The organism is Sphingomonas sp. PL20 (genome assembly GCF_017875905.1).
Taxonomy (GTDB): Bacteria; Pseudomonadota; Alphaproteobacteria; order Sphingomonadales; family Sphingomonadaceae; genus Sphingomonas; species Sphingomonas echinoides.
In genome coordinates, this window is the sequence record NZ_JAGINH010000002.1 from 3,730,291 (window position 1) to 3,747,108 (window position 16,818).

At 65.6% G+C, this 16,818-nt stretch carries 14 protein-coding genes, 1 tRNA gene and 1 pseudogene; 8 read left to right on the forward strand and 8 right to left on the reverse strand.

The features are described 5' to 3' along the window. Positions 1-17: 17 nt before the first annotated feature. A complete protein-coding gene (gene ppc / locus H4W01_RS17530) occupies positions 18-2,717 on the forward strand; it encodes a phosphoenolpyruvate carboxylase (RefSeq protein ID WP_209612661.1) in 2,700 nt (899 codons plus the stop codon). A gap of 193 nt (positions 2,718-2,910) precedes the next feature. On the opposite strand, the gene H4W01_RS17535 is transcribed toward ppc, so the two are convergent. From H4W01_RS17535 to H4W01_RS17555, 5 genes are all read right to left on the reverse strand, one after another. After that, positions 2,911-3,690 carry a DUF4349 domain-containing protein gene (locus H4W01_RS17535; protein WP_209612662.1) on the reverse strand — a complete coding sequence of 260 codons (780 nt, stop codon included), beginning with the start codon at positions 3,688-3,690 and terminating at the stop codon, positions 2,911-2,913. A gap of 138 nt (positions 3,691-3,828) precedes the next feature. Further along, entirely contained in the window at positions 3,829-4,410 is a 582-nt protein-coding gene (locus H4W01_RS17540) for a YbhB/YbcL family Raf kinase inhibitor-like protein (protein ID WP_209612663.1), read from the reverse strand. 105 nt (positions 4,411-4,515) lie between these two features. After that, entirely contained in the window at positions 4,516-5,091 is a 576-nt protein-coding gene (locus H4W01_RS17545; RefSeq protein ID WP_209612664.1) for a DedA family protein, read from the reverse strand. A gap of 127 nt (positions 5,092-5,218) precedes the next feature. Beyond that, positions 5,219-7,294 carry a S9 family peptidase gene (locus H4W01_RS17550; protein WP_209612665.1) on the reverse strand — a complete coding sequence of 692 codons (2,076 nt, stop codon included), beginning with the start codon at positions 7,292-7,294 and terminating at the stop codon, positions 5,219-5,221. A gap of 53 nt (positions 7,295-7,347) precedes the next feature. Next, positions 7,348-9,162, reverse strand: a complete 1,815-nt coding sequence (locus tag H4W01_RS17555) for a methyl-accepting chemotaxis protein (protein WP_209612666.1) — start codon at positions 9,160-9,162, stop codon at positions 7,348-7,350. Positions 9,163-9,395: 233 nt separating this feature from the next. On the opposite strand from H4W01_RS17555, the gene H4W01_RS17560 reads away from it, so the two are divergent. After that, positions 9,396-11,189, forward strand: a complete 1,794-nt coding sequence (locus H4W01_RS17560; RefSeq protein WP_209612667.1) for an aminopeptidase P family protein — start codon at positions 9,396-9,398, stop codon at positions 11,187-11,189. Here H4W01_RS17560 and H4W01_RS22885 read toward each other — a convergent pair. Continuing rightward, positions 11,179-11,313, reverse strand: a complete 135-nt coding sequence (locus H4W01_RS22885) for a hypothetical protein (protein WP_334685326.1) — start codon at positions 11,311-11,313, stop codon at positions 11,179-11,181. The two genes, H4W01_RS17560 and H4W01_RS22885, sit on opposite strands and share 11 nt — an antisense overlap. Before the next feature lie 82 nt (positions 11,314-11,395). On the opposite strand from H4W01_RS22885, the gene H4W01_RS17565 reads away from it, so the two are divergent. The 3 genes from H4W01_RS17565 (at position 11,396) to H4W01_RS17575 (ending at position 13,844) form a co-directional block, all read left to right on the forward strand. Then, positions 11,396-11,470: transfer RNA gene (locus H4W01_RS17565), tRNA-Thr, on the forward strand. A 285-nt stretch (positions 11,471-11,755) separates the two neighbouring features. Continuing rightward, a complete protein-coding gene (locus H4W01_RS17570; RefSeq protein WP_209612668.1) occupies positions 11,756-12,922 on the forward strand; it encodes a hypothetical protein in 1,167 nt (388 codons plus the stop codon). A gap of 139 nt (positions 12,923-13,061) precedes the next feature. Then, the gene (locus H4W01_RS17575; RefSeq protein WP_209612669.1) at positions 13,062-13,844 is read left to right on the forward strand and encodes a winged helix-turn-helix domain-containing protein; all 783 of its coding nucleotides are present in this window, start codon (positions 13,062-13,064) and stop codon (positions 13,842-13,844) included. Between the two features lie 35 nt (positions 13,845-13,879). Here H4W01_RS17575 and H4W01_RS22890 read toward each other — a convergent pair whose 3' ends face one another. Further along, a complete protein-coding gene (locus H4W01_RS22890) occupies positions 13,880-14,419 on the reverse strand; it encodes a hypothetical protein (protein ID WP_334685327.1) in 540 nt (179 codons plus the stop codon). A gap of 22 nt (positions 14,420-14,441) precedes the next feature. On the opposite strand from H4W01_RS22890, the pseudogene H4W01_RS17590 reads away from it, so the two are divergent. From H4W01_RS17590 to H4W01_RS17600, 3 genes and pseudogenes are all read left to right on the forward strand, one after another. Next, positions 14,442-15,009 (forward strand): annotated as a pseudogene (locus tag H4W01_RS17590) (DUF692 domain-containing protein); the annotation flags it as partial. Next, positions 15,006-15,752 (forward strand): HvfC/BufC family peptide modification chaperone, encoded by a 747-nt coding sequence (locus tag H4W01_RS17595; protein WP_209612670.1) that lies wholly within the window; start codon positions 15,006-15,008, stop codon positions 15,750-15,752. The pseudogene H4W01_RS17590 and the gene H4W01_RS17595, both read left to right, overlap by 4 nt. Continuing rightward, complete coding sequence (locus H4W01_RS17600; protein WP_209612671.1) at positions 15,749-15,910, forward strand: hypothetical protein; 162 nt, start codon at positions 15,749-15,751, stop codon at positions 15,908-15,910. Before H4W01_RS17595 ends, H4W01_RS17600 begins: the two co-directional genes overlap by 4 nt. On the opposite strand, the gene H4W01_RS17605 is transcribed toward H4W01_RS17600, so the two are convergent. Further along, entirely contained in the window at positions 15,901-16,788 is an 888-nt protein-coding gene (locus tag H4W01_RS17605; protein ID WP_209612672.1) for an SDR family oxidoreductase, read from the reverse strand. The two genes, H4W01_RS17600 and H4W01_RS17605, sit on opposite strands and share 10 nt — an antisense overlap. Between the last annotated feature and the right edge of the window lie 30 nt (positions 16,789-16,818).

Below are 16,818 nucleotides of genomic sequence, written 5' to 3' on the forward strand. Positions count from 1 at the left end.
CAATGCAGCATGGGTTAATGGCAACCCTCCCCGGCATCGCAAACAATCCTGACATCCGCTTCCTGGGCAAATTGCTCGGCGATGTCATTCGCGCTTATGGCGGCGATACGCTGTATCAGCGGACCGAATATATCCGCGCCGCCTCGGTCGACCGGCATCGCGGCGGGACCGATGTCGATCTCGGGCTCGATCGGCTCAGCCTCGACGAAACGCTCGATTTCGTGCGCGGCTTCATGCTGTTCTCGATGCTCGCCAATCTCGCCGAGGATCGCCAGGGCGTCACCGCCGAACGCGGGGCCGATCTTGCCGCAGCGCTCGAACGGCTGGCGGGCGAGGGCATCGACAAGGCGCAGGTGATGCATCTGCTCGATCACGCGCTGATCGCCCCGGTGCTGACCGCGCACCCGACCGAAGTGCGCCGCAAGTCGATGATCGACCACCGCAACCGCATCGCCGCGCTGATGCTGCTGCGCGACGGCGGTGCCGCCGAAACCCCCGATGGCGACAATGTCGAAGAAGCGATCCTGCGCCAGATCGCCTTGCTGTGGCAGACGCGCGTGCTGCGCCGCGAGCGGCTCTACGTGACCGACGAAGTCGAAACCGCGCTCAGCTATTTGCGCGAGGTGTTCCTGCCCGCTTTGCCCGCGCTCTATCAGCGTTGGGACCGGGCGCTTGGCGAACGCGTGCCGAGCTTCGTGCGCCCGGGCAGCTGGATCGGCGGCGATCGCGACGGCAACCCCTTCGTCACCGCCGACAGCCTGACCACCGCGCTCGCCAAGGCGAGTGAGGCAGTGCTGGTCTATTATCTCGACGCGGTCCACGCGCTGGGTGCCGAACTGTCGATCTCGACCGATCTCACCGCCGCAGACGCTGGCGTGCAGGCGCTGGCCGAGGCGAGCGGCGACGCCGCCGAAAGCCGCAGCGACGAGCCCTATCGCCGCGCGCTGTCGGGCATTTACGCGCGCCTCGCCGCGACGCATCTCGCGCTCACCGGCAAACCCGCGCCGCGCGCCGCGACGCTGAAAGGCGAGCGCTATCCCGATCCGCAGGCGTTCCGCGCCGATCTGGTGGTGATCGCGCGCGCACTGCGCCAGGAAGAACAACGCGGCGGCGGGGCCTTGTCCTCGGGCGGCGCGCTCGGGCGGCTGGTGCGCGCGGTCGAGACCTTCGGCTTCCATCTGGCGACGCTGGATCTGCGCCAGAACAGCGCGGTGCACGAACGCGTCGTCGCCGAACTGCTCAAGGTCGCCGGCGTCGAGGCCGATTATCTCAGCCTCGGCGAATCGCAGCGCGTCTCGCTGCTGCGTCACGAACTGTCCAACGCGCGCCCGCTCGCCAGCCCGTTCGCCGCCTATTCGGAGGAGACGCAGTCCGAACTCGCCATCCTGCGCGCCGCCGCACAGGCGCACGCCACTTATGGCCCGGCCTGCATCACCCAGCATATCGTCTCGATGGCGCAATCGGTATCGGACCTGCTCGAACTCAACATCCTGTTGAAGGAAGTCGGCCTGTACCGCCCCGGCGGTGCCTCGGGCGAACCGTCGAGCGCCGCGATCATGGCGGTGCCGCTGTTCGAGACGATCGGCGATCTCGAGGCCGCCCCCGCGATCATGACCGAATGGTTCGCGCTGCCCGAGGTGCGCGGCATCACCGCCGCACGCAGCTTCCAGGAAGTGATGATCGGCTATTCGGACAGCAACAAGGACGGGGGTTACCTCACCTCGACCTGGAGCCTGTCCAAGGCCTCGACCGCGCTGAAAAGCGTGTTCGCCGACGCCGGCGTCGGCATGCAATTGTTCCACGGTCGCGGCGGCGCGGTCGGGCGTGGCGGCGGATCGTCCTTCGCCGCAATCCGCGCGCAGCCGCCCGGCACCGTGCAGGGCCGCATCCGCATCACCGAACAGGGCGAAGTGATCGCGGGCAAATATGGCACGCGGGAAAGCGCGATGACCAATTTGGAGGCGATGGCTTCGGCCACCTTGCTCGCCAGCCTGGAGCCCGACGCGCTCTCCGCGGCGGACACCGCGCGCTTCTCGGCGGCGATGGACACGCTCTCCGCTTCCGCTTTCGCGGCCTATCGCGACCTGGTGTACGGCACCAACGGCAACGATGCGGGCTTCCGCACCTTCTTCCGCCAGATGACCCCGCTTGCCGAAATCTCCGGCCTCAAGATCGGCAGCCGCCCGGCGAGCCGCACCAAATCCGACCGGATCGAGGATCTGCGCGCCATCCCCTGGGTGTTCAGCTGGGCGCAGGCGCGCGTCATGCTGCCGGGCTGGTATGGCGTCGGCCAGGCGCTGTCGGCCTTTCCCGACAAGGGCCTGCTCGCCGAAATGGCGCAAGGCTGGCCGTTCTTCGCCGCCAGCCTCGCCAATATGGAACAGGTGATCGCCAAGTCCGACATGGGCATCGCCGCGCGCTATGCCGGGCTGGTCGAGGATCGCGCGCTCGCCGATGCGATCTTCCCGCGCATCGAAAGCGGCTGGCAGCAGACGCATGACGGGCTGCTGCAGGTCACCGGCCAGTCGCGCCTGCTGGAGGCGCACCCCGCGCTCGACGCCTCGATCCGCCTGCGCCTGCCCTATATCGAGCCGCTCAACCTGCTCCAGATCGAACTGATCAAGCGCCGCCGCGCAGGCGACGAGGATGCGCGGATCGGCGAGGGCATCCTGCTTTCGATCAACGCGATCGCGACCGCGCTCAGGAACAGCGGGTAGCGATGGGGTGGGGTGAAACGGGCCCCGGATGGATCCCCGGCTCAGCTTGCCGGCACGGCTGTTGCAATGCTGCGATCTCGCCAGGGCAAGCGGCGGCTAAGCTTCGACAAGAAGATGCTTGAACGCCAGACAAAGCAGCCGCTTTCCTGGCCTCGCAGGAGAGACGGCGAAAGTGCCTCCTCCCGCGACACCACTATTCCTCCATTTTGCCCCGTCGCCTCCACCAGCGGACGAGCACAAGGATTCCGACGATCGGGATAAACCAAGGCAGCAGCGCCGCGACAAGGCTTAGGAGTGCGGCAAGGCTCATGCCTGCAACCGCACCGAAGCTGGAGAAACTATCGGCGATCGGCGTGGTAAAGCCACCTAGACCTGCACTTCCGCTATAGCTGATCTGGACGGTCGACAGGGCAACGCGGCTACGCGCCGCCGTCAGTTCGGCCCGCGCCGTGTCGATGTCCTGCTGCACATCCGCGAGCGCTTTTTCGGCTGCAACGAGATCGGAAATGCTTCCCTGGTGGGTCTTAACAATGCCAAGTAGACGGTCCGCGAGCGCTTGCCGCCCTCGCAAGCGGGCGTCGACATCGATGATCTGCTTTGTAAGATTTTCCCCCTGGATGGTCCGATTGGAGACCGCGCCCCCTTCGCGTTCAACCGCTTTGACCAAAGCGTCCCCAAAGGGTTTGGCGGTGCCAGCATCCACGGCAAATTCCATGTTGGCCCCGGCGCTGCGCTGGTCGCCCGACTGCTCCATGGACACGACATGGCATCGCTGGCCCAGTTGCTCACAGAGCGCCATATGTTGAGCCTGGACAGTGGCAATCCGGTTGCCGGGAAGCTTGAATCCAAAAGAGTAGGTGTAGGCGATCTGCTCGGTCGTTCGTGCCGTCTGCGCGTTGGATTTCGCAGCTTCATCGCTCTCAACCGATGCCGGCCCGGCCGCCTTGCTGCACCCCATCAGCATCAGCGCCATGATGATTGTCAGATGTGCCCGAGCCATGTGCTTTCCCCGCAAAGCCAATCTGTTGGAGGCACAATACTGCTCCTGCGGCAACATACTAGCGCCATGGTGCGGGAAGGCCCCTCCTCTAACAACAGGAGGGGCTTGCCCCTACCCCACAACCTCGCCCCGCGCGTACAACCCGGTCAGCATCCCGGCACCGATCACATGGCCCGCCATCGCGTTGAGCACCGCGCCACGCCCCGGCGCCTCGCCCAGGTCAGCGGCCGGGCAATCGAGCGCGAACAGCTGGAAGACATAGCGATGCTCGCCATGCCCCTTGGGCGGATCGGGCGCGAGCCAGCTTTGCGACAGGAAGGAATTCTTGCCGGTTTCGCCGGTCGCGGCATCGGCGACGATCGCGCCTTCGGCGAGCGCGCGCATACCCGCGGGCAAGCCCCACAGAATCGCGTGCACCAGCGGCGCAGGCGTCGGCGAATCGGCATCCTCGACGATCAGCGCGAGGCTCTGCGTGGCGGGCGGGACATCCTCCCACGCCAGCGGCGGCGAGACGCCCGCACCGTCGGCGGTGAAGCGCACCGGCATTTCGGTCCAGTCCGCAAAGGCCGGGCTGCTCAGCACGATCGGCACGAAACCGCTGCCCAGCGCCGGATGAACGATCGTCAGATGCTCCGCCCCGGCCCGCACGCCGCTGAGCGAAGCGCCAAGCCATTCCGGAAGATGTTCAAGCATTGCTGCGACCTTTTCTTGGAGTTTACGCCTTGAAGCCCCGGAGCGGGCAACAGGTTCCCGGCGACCCTGATAAAAGCCGCCTTGCGCCGAAATGCGTAGAAACCCTCATGCGTCGCGGCTTTTGCGCGTGCGCCACCAATGCCACCCGCCGACCAGTGTCGCGAGCGCGACGCCGCTGAGCGCCACGATCAGGATCGCATGGCGATCGGGCACATAGCGCTCGATCAGCTTTTCAAAACCGTGCCCGAACAGATAGCCGATGCCCGTGAACACCACCCCCCACACCATCGCCGAGACGAGGTTGACCAGCACGAACAGCCGCGCGGAAACCTTGGTCGTGCCGATCGCCACCGGGCTGATCGTGCGGAAACCATACAGGAAGCGGAAGGCGAAGATGAAGCCGATCGGATAGCGCTCCAGCAGCCCCAGCGCGCGGGCGAACAGCGCGCGCTGCCGCACGCGCCGCACCCATGGCCGATCGCGGAAATAGCGACCAAGCGCGAAGAAGATCTGGTCGGCGAGGAACGACCCCGCCGCCGCCGCCGCCATCGCGCCGGGCAGCGGAAACAGCCCCTTATGCGCGAGCAACCCGCCCGCGATCACCACCGTCTCGCCCTCGATGCCAGCACCCGCGAACAAGGCGAGCAGGCCGTAGCGCGCGATCAGCGCTTCGATGCTCAACCGCGCGCCCTTCCATCGTCACCCCGGGCTCGTCCCGGGGTCCACCGGGATGCGCATCCCGCGGCGAAGGGATGTCCGGCACGGTGGACCCCGGGACAAGCCCGGGGTGACGACAGGCTATAGCGCCTCACCCCGCGATGCCGAGTTGCCACAGCACGAAGGCATGTTCCTCCGCCCCCTCGCGCAAGCTCTCGAAGCGGCCCGATTTGCCGCCATGCCCCGCGCCCATATTGGTCTTGAGCAGCAGCACGTTATCGTCGGTCTTGGTGGCGCGCAGCTTGGCCGCCCATTTGGCCGGCTCCCAATAGGTCACGCGCGGATCGTTGAGGCCGCCCGAAATGAACATCGGCGGATAGGCCTGCGCCGTCACCTGGTCGTACGGCGAATAGCTGCGGATCAGCTCGAACGCCGCCTTGTCCTCGACCGGATTGCCCCATTCGGGCCATTCGCCGGGCGTCAGCGGCAAATCGGCATCGAGCATCGTATTGAGCACATCGACGAACGGCACATCGGCAATCACCGCGCCCCACAGTTCGGGATCGGAATTGACCACCGCCCCCATCAACTCGCCCCCGGCCGAGCGCCCGGCGATCGCGATCCGCCCCGCCGACGTCCAGCCATCCGCGATCAGCCCCTTCGCGACATCGACGAAATCGTTGAAGGTGTTGGTGCGCTTGTCCAGTTTGCCGTCGAGATACCATTGCTGGCCCAGATCATCGCCGCCCCGGATATGCGCAATGGCATAGGCAAAGCCGCGATCGAGCAGCGACAGCCGCCCGGTCGAAAAGCCCGGCGGAATGGCATAGCCGTATGCGCCATAGGCATAGAGGAACAGCGGTCGCGACCCGTCGCGCGGGAAATCGGCCGGATAGACGATCGACACCGGCACCTCGGTGCCGTCGCGCGCGGTGATCTTCAGCCGCTCGGTACGATATTTCGCCGCCTGATAGCCGCTCGGGATTTCCTGCACCTTCAGCGTGGTCAGCTCGCCCGTCGCCACGTCATAATCATATTCGGTGCCCGGCGTGACCATCGATTCATAGCCGACGCGCAGCACCTGCATCGCATATTCGGGATTGTTGCCCAGCCCCGCATCATAGCTCGCCTCGGGGAAGCGGATGCGCTGCGGCGCGATGCCGTCCTCATAGCGGTGGATCTCGATCTGATCCAAACCGTCCTCGCGCCCGTCGACGATGAAGAAGTCGCGGAAGCAATCCACCCCGGTCATGTAGAAATGCCGCGACGGCGCGATCTTCTCGACCCATTCGCCCGGCGCCGAAATATGCGCGGTGCACAGCCGGAAATTGGGGTCGGTGTCGTTGGTGTGGATGAACAAAGTGTCGCCATGCATGTCGACATCATATTCGCGCCCCACCTTGCGCGGCGATACGCAGAGCGGCGTCGCCAGCGGGTCGGTCGCGGGCAGCAGATAGATTTCGCTCGTCACATGGTCGCCGCTCGACAGCACGATCCACTTGCGGTCGCTGGTCTCGCTGACGCCGACGCGGAACCCCTCATCGGCTTCCTTGAACAGTTCGATATCTTGCGTGATCGGCGTGCCCAGCCAGTGCAGCCGCGCATTGTCGGTGCGCCATTGGTCGTTGGCGAGACCGTAGAGAAAGCCCCTGTCATCGGCGGTCCACACGATTTCGGACAGCATCCCCGGAATGACATCGGGCAGATGCTCCCCCGTGATCAGATCCTTGACGCGCACCTCGAAGCGTTCCGAGCCATTGTCGTCGATCGCATAAGCCAGCAGCCGCCCATTATTGCTGACCGAAAAGGCCCCCAGCCGAAAATACTCTTTGCCCTCGGCCAAAGCCGGTTCGTCGAGGATCAGCACGTCCTGGCTCTTGTCCTCGCCCGCCGCGACCGGGCGGCGCCACCATTTGCGATACTGCCCGCCGGTTTCGAACGCAGTCCAATAGACCCAGTCGCCATCCTTTTGCGGCACCGAGCTATCGTCTTCCTTGATGCGGCCCTTCATCTCCTCATACAGCCGGTCGATCAGCGGCTGGTGCGGTTCCATCACGCTTTCGAAATAGGCGTTCTCGGCGGCGAGATAGGCAAGCACATCCGCGTCATCGACCTCGGGATAGTTCGGGTCCTTCAGCCAGGCATAAGGATCCTCAATCGTGTGCCCGTGGACGGTGAAGCTGTGCGGGCGCGTTGCGGCGACGGGGGGCGAGAGCGGTTCGGTCATCCCCCCACCCTACAAGCTTGGCGCGCGCCAAGTCGAGCGTGGCGTGGCCTGACTTACTGGAGCGTCCGCGATGGTGCCAGGCGAACCCCACGCCCGGTTGGCGCGCGGCGGGGCGCCGGACGGCTATTCTGCTCGAGCGCGCTCGGCGCATCCTCTGTCCGATCCTCATACCGGAACGCGGCTGCGCGCGCCGCCAACGTCGTGATATCGCGCGCCAGCGTCGCCGCTGTTTCGGAGGTTTCGCCGACCATCGCGGCATTTTGCTGCACGATCTGGTCGAGCTGCGCCACCGCGCTGGTGATTTCGCCGATCGCATCGGCCTGAGCGACGTTATCGTTCGTCATCGTTTGCGTCAGCACCACCGCCTCGGAGCAGCTTGTCGTGATGGTTTCAAGCGCGCCATCAACCAGGCCAACGGCTTCCACTGCAACCGCAACCTCCTGTTGCGTGGCACTGAGTTGAGTGCGGGCGCGTTTGGCCTCCTCCTCCGCGCGCATCGCCAAGGTCGAGACCAAGTCTGCGACAACCGCAAAGCCGCGCCCAGCATCGCCCGCGCGCCCGGCCTCGACCGCCGCGTTCATCGCCAGCACGCGCGTCTGGAAGGCGATCTTGTCGAGCCCGCCGATCACATCATCAATGCCGGCCGCGCTGCTGGAGACGCGCTCCATCGCCGCAATCGCACCATCGGTGCGCGCGCGCACTTCGCCTGCCGCGACGAGCGTTTTTTGCGACCCCTCCGATGACTTGCGGGCGGATTGCACCGTGCTGCGCAGGCGATCCTCCATGCGCCCAAGCGCGGCGGACGTCTGCTCGAGCGCGGCGGCACTGCTGTCGGTCCGCCGGGCCAGGTCCTCCATGCTGCGGGCCATCGCCTCCGAGGAGGTGTTGATCTGCGCGGTCGTCTCGACCACCGCCTTGACCATCGTGCGCAGCGTTTCGACTGCGCCATTGAGATCGCGATTGACCTCCGCATAACCCGGCGGAAACGCCAATGCGTCCCCGCTGCGCAGGTCGCCCGCTGCCATCGTCCGCAGCACCTGGCCGAGCGCCTCCGCAACCTCTTTTTGCTCAGACGCGGCCTGCGCCTCCTGCGCCGCGCGGTCGGCGGCGGCGCGACGGAAGGTCTCCACCGCGCGCGCCATCTGGCCGAGCTCGTCGGTCCGCTCGAGGCTCGGCACGCTCCGGTCGGCCCCCTCGGCCAACGCGCCGGTCGCCTCGACCAAATCCGCCAGCGGGGCCATGACCTTGTGCGTCAGATACAGACGCGATCCGATCGCCAGCGCGAGAATCGTGACGGCCAGCGCGAGCAAGGCGATCGCGGTAATTGTCAGCGTGGTCTCGGAATGGGCCTTGAGATCGGCCTGTTGCTTGCCCGCCAGCGTCACTGCGGCATCGATCAGCGTGCGGTGTGCGGCATAGGCTTCCGACAGACTCGCATAGCTGCGGGCGAGCTGGGCACCGTCGCGCGCGCGGGCGGCGGCAATCATATGATCGGCCTCTGTCCAAAACCGCTGGGCGGGCGCATCGGCATCGCGCGTCAAGGCGTTCACCAGCGCCGGGTCGAGCGTCGATCCCTTCCAATACGCGTGCCGCTCGTCATAGGCCTTGCGCAGCGCCGCCAGCCGCGTCGCGCGCATATCGACCTGGTCGGGATGGTTGGCGAGCAAGGTCGCCTCGAGAAACGGCTCGAGCACATATTCGGGCGGCGGCAGGATGTCGGCGACATAATCCGATTCCGCCTGGATCTGTTCACCGATCGGGCCCCCAATCCGGACCAGATTGATGCCGTATGCGGCGATCACGATGGCCAGCAACATGGTGACCGTGATCAAGGCCGAGCCGATGCGAAGGCGCTTGGCAATGGACATGAAGGGATGACTTTCCAGCGAAAAAGCGATGCCGCCTCATTATAGACGACGCGCGCGCGAACGGTGGGCATCGGCTCTCATCCTACCGTGCCGACCTCGGTCAGTCTTCGCGGCGATCGCGGGGCATGGCACCGTCCGCACTGCCCGGCTTCTGTCGCTGCGGACTTTTGTCCTGACAAACACCCCCCATTTGGCCTAACCTTGAACTACCCTCCTGCTCCCGAAAGCTCCCCATGTCCGCTTATGCTGCCCGTCTCGTCGCCCTCCGCGCCCAATTGGCAAAAGACGGGCTCAATGGCTTCGTCGTGCCGCTGACCGATGAATATATGTCCGAATATGTCGGGGCCTATGCCCAGCGCCTGGCCTGGCTGACCGGCTTTCAGGGCTCGGCCGGCAGCGCGGTGGTGCTGGCCGACAGCGCCGCGATCTTCACCGATGGCCGCTATACGCTGCAAGTGCGCGAGCAAGTGTCGGCGGACGACTGGTCCTATGTCGCCGTCCCCGCGAGCAATGTCGCACGCTGGCTGGGCGAGCATGCCCCGGCAGGCGGGCGGATCGGCTATGATCCGTGGCTGCACACCAGCGCGTGGGTCGCCGATGCCCGCGCCGCACTGGCCGCGCGCGGGGCCGAACTGGTCGCGGTCGAGCGCAACCCGCTCGATGCGGTGTGGAGCGACCGCCCTGCCCCCTCGACTGCCGTGCTGACGGTGCAGGATGATGTGCATGCCGGGCTCGGCTCGGCTGCCAAGCGCGCGCAGATCGCCGACTGGCTGTCCGAGACCAAGGCCGATGCGGTGGTGCTGACCGCGCTCGATTCGATCGCCTGGACGCTCAACCTGCGCGGCAGCGACGTGGCGCACACCCCCGTCGCTCTGGCCTATGCGATCGTCGATGCCGATGGCACTGCCGACCTGTTCATCGCGCCCGAAAAGGTGACCGACGCGGTGCGCCAGCATCTCGGCAATGCGATTCGCCTGCATCCGCGCGACGCCTTTGCCGGTGCCTTGCATGGCTTTGCCGGCAAGCGCATCGCCGCCGACCCCGAGCGCGCCGTGTCCGCCATTTTCGATTCGCTGACCGCGGGCGGTGCCACCGTGCTGCCGCTGCGTGATCCGGTGGTGCTGGCCAAGGCGATCAAGAACCCGGTCGAGACCGCTGGCCACCGCTCTGCCTCCGCGCGCGACGGCGCGGCGGTCGCGCGCTTCCTGCGCTGGGTCGAGGCGGAAGCGCCCAAGGGCGGCCTGACGGAGCTCTCTTGCGTCGATCGCCTGAAGGCCTTTCGCGAAGAAACCGGCGTGTTGCTCGACACCTCGTTCGACACGATCTCGGCGACCGGCGCGCATGGCGCGAGCCCGCATTACCATTCGACCCCCGAATCGAACGCACCGCTCGAACTGGGCCAGCTCTATCTGGTCGATTCGGGCGGGCAATATGCCGATGGCACGACCGACCTGACCCGCGTGCTGCCGATCGGCACGCCGACCGACGAAATGCGCGACCGCTTCACCCGCGTGCTGAAGGGCCATATCGCGCTCGCCACCGCGGTCTTCCCAGCCGGCACCACCGGCGGGCAGCTCGATTCGTTCGCCCGCGCGCCCTTGTGGCAGATCGGGCTCGATTATGCGCATGGCACCGGCCACGGCGTCGGCGCCTATCTGTCGGTGCATGAAGGCCCGCAGCGCATCGCGCCGCCGACCTATCCCGGCGGTGGTGCGGCGGAACCGCTGCGCGCGGGCATGATCCTGTCGAACGAGCCGGGCTATTACAAAGCCGGCGAATACGGCATCCGAATCGAAAATCTGCTACTGGTCGAGGAACGGCCCTTCGCGCACGGCGCGACGATGCTGGGCTTCGAGACGCTGACCTTCTGCCCGATCGAACGTTCGCTGATCGTCGCGGAGATGCTGAGCCCCGCCGAACGCGCCTGGCTCGATGCCTATCATGCGCGCGTCGTCGAAGTGATTGGCGGCTATCTCGGTGCCGACGAGCGCGCCTGGCTGGCGGAAAAATGCGCGCCTATTGCTTAGGTGCATCCGGAGTGCTGGCGGTCGCACCCGCGTCCAGGGCGCGGGCGCGGCCCTTGCGGCGTTTCAGGTTTTCGCGCAGCGCCGCCGCCAGCCGTGCAGCTTTTTCCTCGTCTTTCGTCGTCACTTCGCCACACGCTCCTTGACAATGTCCGCTCCAGCGGCTCTTAGGCCGCTTCCGCCCGCGCCGTAAGGCGCTTCGTGGACATGCTGCCGTAGCTCAGTGGTAGAGCGCATCCTTGGTAAGGCTGAGGTCGTGAGTTCAATCCTCACCGGCAGCACCATTTTCTAAAGTGAGTGAGATATGCCCTTCGGGGCAAAGATAGGGCTTACGACCCTGATCTCGAGGCGCGTGTGAGCGCTCTGTAGGCGGCCACAAGGCCCTGCCAATTTTGTTGCGATCGGTAACGACCTTGGCCTTACCCGACCTCGGCCGTCCGTACCCGTTCGTGTCCATACGGTGCTTCGGTGGTATTGGCGCAGGGTATCTTTACGTCCTTTATCTTCTCTTTATGCGACATCGGTGCAGGCGCTCTGCACTTGGGCTTCCTCTTCATCGGAGCCTGATCATGTCCTATCGTTTCCTGCGCTACCCCAAGTGCCTTCCCCTTGGCGCGGTGGCGCTGAGCTTGGCAGCCTGCGCCGTGTCGGCTGCGTCTTCGACAGCGATCGCGACGTCCTATCCCATGACCACCGAGACCTGGCAGGGGGAGAAAGCGACGTTCGCGTCCGACGAAGCCTTCCCCGAGGGGCTGATGACCGTCTCCGAAGGATTTGCCGTGCTGAAAGTCGGCACCTTCGCCGAGGGAACGATCGAATTCGATATCAAGCCGCTCGCTTACGCCGATACCGGGATCGTGCTGCATCGTCGCGACGCGGATACCGCCGAGTTCGTCTATCTGCGCGCCAACCCGGATTGCCCGGCCGCCAATGATTGTGTGCAATATGCCCCGATTACCAATGGGCGCATGCAGTGGAACGCCTATTCGCGCTTCCAGAACAGTGCGCCGGTCGTGGCGTCCGGCTGGAACCACCTCCGCATCGTGATCGCGGACGGGCGGCTGCGATTGTTCGTTAACCACGCGGGCGAACCATCGCTGGATGTGCCGCGGCTGCAGGGCATCGCCGATCGCGGCGGGATCGCCGTGAAGGGACCAGCCATCTTCGCCAATGTCGTTGTTCGGCCCGAAGACAAGGGGTCGCCCGCGCCGTTGCCGGTCGATGTCGCACCGCCGGGCGTCGTCCATCACTGGCTGCTCGGTCCCGTCACCCATGCGCCCGCCAACGGCATTCCGAGCGCAAATGACATACCCAACACCGGCTGGCAGCGGTTCGAAGCCGAACCGGACGGTCTCGCCAATTTGGCCCGTGCCATTCCGAAGAATGACAGCCCGCGCCGACAAATCGCCTGGCTCAAGGTCGAGATTGATGCGGTCGCCGACGGCACTAAGACGCTCGACCTCGGTTTCGTTCCCCGCGCGTGGCTGTTTCTCAACGGCGCACAGATTTATAGTGGCGAGAACTTCTATTATCCGGCCGAAAAGCGGCTGGCACCGGCGGGCCGGTTTGCGCCCGACAACGCCCGGGTGGAAGTACACCTCCACAAGGGCAAGAACACGCTGGTCCTTGCCACTGACGACGCGTGGCGGCGTCCCGACGGCACGCTGCGGCCTGATCATTATGGTTGGGCGGCGATGGCACGCTTCGAACAGCCCGCGGGGTTGACCCTGCGATGAGGCTGCGGCCGGAAGCGATGTAATGGCACGCGACACGGCAAGACTTCAGGCGCGACGATCCGTTTCGCCTGGGGTCGCCAATCGGCCGTACCGTCAATCGGCGTTCCACTTTGCAAACGGCCGATGCTAGGGCGGTGGCATGACGACGCCGACGCAGTGGCAAATCGGGACGTGGACGTTCGACGCGGCCGGAACGCGCTTGACCGCGGGCGACACTGAAGTGCCGCTCGAGCACCGTGCCGCACGCACGCTCGACATGCTGTGCCGGAGCCGTGGTAGTCCGGTGTCGCGGGAAGAGATTCTCGCGGAGGTCTGGGAAGGCCGTTCGGTCAGCCCCAATAGCGTCGCGGTCGTCATTGCGGACCTGCGCCGTGCCCTTGGCGACGACGCGAGCGCGCCCCGCTTCATCACGACGATTCCCAAACGCGGCTACCGGCTGAGTGACGCGGTGCCGCGCGTCGCAGCACCGCCCCCCGTCACCCCTGCCCGACGAAACGTGTTGCGATCGCTGGCAATTGCGGTGGCGGTCATAGCGCTGCTCGGCGCGGGCTTTCTGGCAATGCGACCTCAATCCAGCGACCGGTTGACGCTCGTCGTCACTCCCACCGCCAACGACACGGGGCAGGCGCAGTATCGCCCGCTTGCGACCGCATTACAGGCGCTCCTCATCGACCGCCTGGCGCGGATGGGGGTGGATGTCATCGCGGCACCGACACCGCCCGGCCCGGTTAAGCACGGGCGGCAATTGTGGTTCCGCTCGCGGCTGATCTTGTGGAACGGTATCTCGACCCTGTCGATGGAGGAGGTCGATGGTTCCGGGCGTGTAACCTGGACGGGAATGGCGGTCGCGCCGCCGGACGCGCTGGCATCGGCCACCATCGCGCAGTTGAAGACGTTGAAGGCCAAGACCGTGGATCAGTAACTCTGCGGCCGCGCCGGGTGAAAGTGCGAGAGTGGTCAGCCGGCCGCACCTGGGTTGGCCTTCGCGATGGCGATCCGACCCTCTGAACCCGCGTCATGCCTGGCGAACCAACGCGCGAGATTGGGAAGGGCGGTCGCGACATGCGCCAGGGCCCGCGCGATCAGCGGTTCGGCAAACTGAAGGAGCAGGAGCACCTCTACCGCGTACGGGATATTCGCCTGCGCGAACGACGTTAAGAGCGTCTCCGACAATGCGTAGACCCGGTGGGCCTGGCTGAGGGTGGCGCGTCCCATGCGCCACCTATGCCGCTTTGCGGCGCGCGAGCGCCGACAACCGCCGCGGTAGAAGCTGAGCACCACCGGGCCAGAGGCGAGCGTATGGGATAGCCGCACCACACCGCCACGCGCATTGCTCAGCGCAAAGTCCGGTGCCTGGTTGCCCGCCGTCAGGGCGGCGTCGAGGATGCCCGACGCGACCAGGGCGAGGTCGGTCTTGGACATCGCGGCAGCGATATCGGTCGGCATCCTAGTCAGGAAATCGGCGTCTATGGCCTTGAGTTCGGCTGCACGTGACATCGGGGGTTCCTCAGGCAGAATGCCGGTTCAGGTGTCCGACCATCTCAGTTGGTCTCGGGTCGAGCATGTCAATTCGCACGACCTTCTGCCCCTGCCGTTCACCGAAGAGGCGCTCGATGCGGTCTGCACCAACATCCGCCATGTTCAGGACGTGCTCGAACGGCCGCTCGTTCTCGAAAATCCATCGACCTACCTGACCTTTGCCGATGACCAGATGACCGAATGGGCGTTCCTTACCAAGATGACCAAACGGACCGGCTGCTATCTCCTCCTCGATGTGAACAACATCTATGTGAGCGGAACCAATAACGGCTTCGACCCCTATGAGTATCTGGCTGGCGTCCCCGTCGATCGCGTCCGCCAGATCCATCTCGCGGGCCATAGCCAGGGGCGCGAGCGCCTGATCGATACGCACGACCAACCGGTTCCCGATCCGGTCTGGAACCTGTTCAGCCGGATCTACCCGCGACTGGGGCCGGGTTGCAGCAATGATCGAACGCGACGACAATATCCCGCCGCTTGCGGAGCTGCTGTCCGAGCTCGACATCGCCCGCCGGATCGCCGCCGAAGCGATGGCGGTCGCGGCATGAGCTTGCTCGCCCTGCAGCGGACGTTCCTGGACTTCCTGCTCGACCAACCCACCGATATTCCGGTTGCGGTAAACGGGGACGCCGGGCCGGGGCTCGCCGTCTACCACAATGCCTACCGCGCTCAGCTGGTTGCGTGTCTGAAGGACAGCTACGAGCGGCTTTGGGCGTGGCTTGGAGACGACGCTTTCGAAGCCGCGGCGCGCCATCATATCGCTGTTCATGCCCCGACGAGCTGGACGCTGGGCGATTACGGGATCGGCTTCGCCGACACGATCGACGCCCGCTATCCCGCAGATCCAGAGGTCGCCGAGATCGCCGCGCTCGACTGGGCATTACGCCGCGCGTTCGACGGTCCCGATGCGTCGCCCTTCGATCCGGCTCGCCTTGCCGAGATCGATTGGGACGATGCAGTCCTCCACTTCGTGCCAACCCTTGCATTGCTCCCAGTCAAGACGAATTGCGGTGCGATCTGGACGGCGATCGCAGCCGGCGGTGAAGTGCCCGCCGCACAGATGCTGCCCGAACCGGCATGGGTTCGAGTTTGGCGGGTGGACCTGCAGCCGCATTTTGCGACAATCGAGCGGACCGAGATGGACGCGATCCGGCTCGCTGCGTCCGGCCTGAGCTTTGCCCAACTGTGTGATCGGCTCGCGGAAACGATTGGCGTCGAGGAAGCGGTCCTGGCCGGCGGGCGCTATCTGACCTCCTGGCTGCAGGACGGTCTGATCGCGGACATTCAATGAAGCGCAAGCGCTGGCGTGTCGCCATGCTGGCAGCAGGGCAGGCCAGGAATGATCCGCTTCTATTTTCACCCGACACCAACGCTGCGAAGGCTGAGATCGCCGGTTCAATCCTCACCGGCGGCGGCCGTTTTGGGCGGAACCAACAGGATCAGCGATAGTCGAGCGCCGCGAGATCGCTGAGCAGATCTGGCCCCGTCGGCTCCCATCCCAGCCGCGCGACGGTCCAGGCGTTCGACGCGATCATGTCGCGCCCTGCGAAGGGGGCCATCCAGCCGAAATACTGCTCGACCTCGTCGGGCATGATCGAGCGGACCGGTAGATTGGCCCCCTTTCCAATCACCTCGGCGATGGCGCGTGCCGACACCCCCTCCTCGACCGAGGCGTTGTACCGCGCGCCGGGCTCGCCCTTCTCCAGTGCCAGAACGTAAAGCTTCGCCACGTCGCGGACATGCGCCGCAGACCAGCGCGTCTGTCCCTCGCCGAGATACGCCACTGCTCCAGCGCGGCGGGCCTCGGCAATCAACGGAGTGATGAGCCCGGCCCGGCTGGTGTCGTGCACCTGCGGCAACCGGATGGTGCGTACGTCGATCCGTCGCGCGATCAGCGCAGCGCCGGCAAGCTCGGTCGCAATGCGCGGATTCGCGTGGTGCGGGTTGAGCACATCCTCGGTCGCAGTGCCGCCGTTCAACGGCGTGCCAATGCCGACGCCAGAGGTGATCAGGATCGGCTTCGATGTCCCCTCCAGCGCCGCGCCCATTGCGGCGATGTTGCGTTCGTCTTTCTTGGTATTTTCGAAAAACGTCGCGAAATTGTGATCGAACGCACAGTGGATGACCGCATCGGACGCCGCAGCGCCGCTGGCGAGTGTCTCGGGCTGTTCGAGGTCGCCGCGGTGAACCTCGGCACCGGCCGCCTCAAGCTGCTCGGCACCGGCGTCGGAGCGGGAGAGCCCAAGCACCCGGTGGCCGCGATCGAGCAGTTGGGGGATAATGTGTGAGCCGATGAAGCCGGTCGCGCCGGTCAGGAATATGCGCATGGAAAAGTCTCCTTCTTGCGAAGGGGCGTA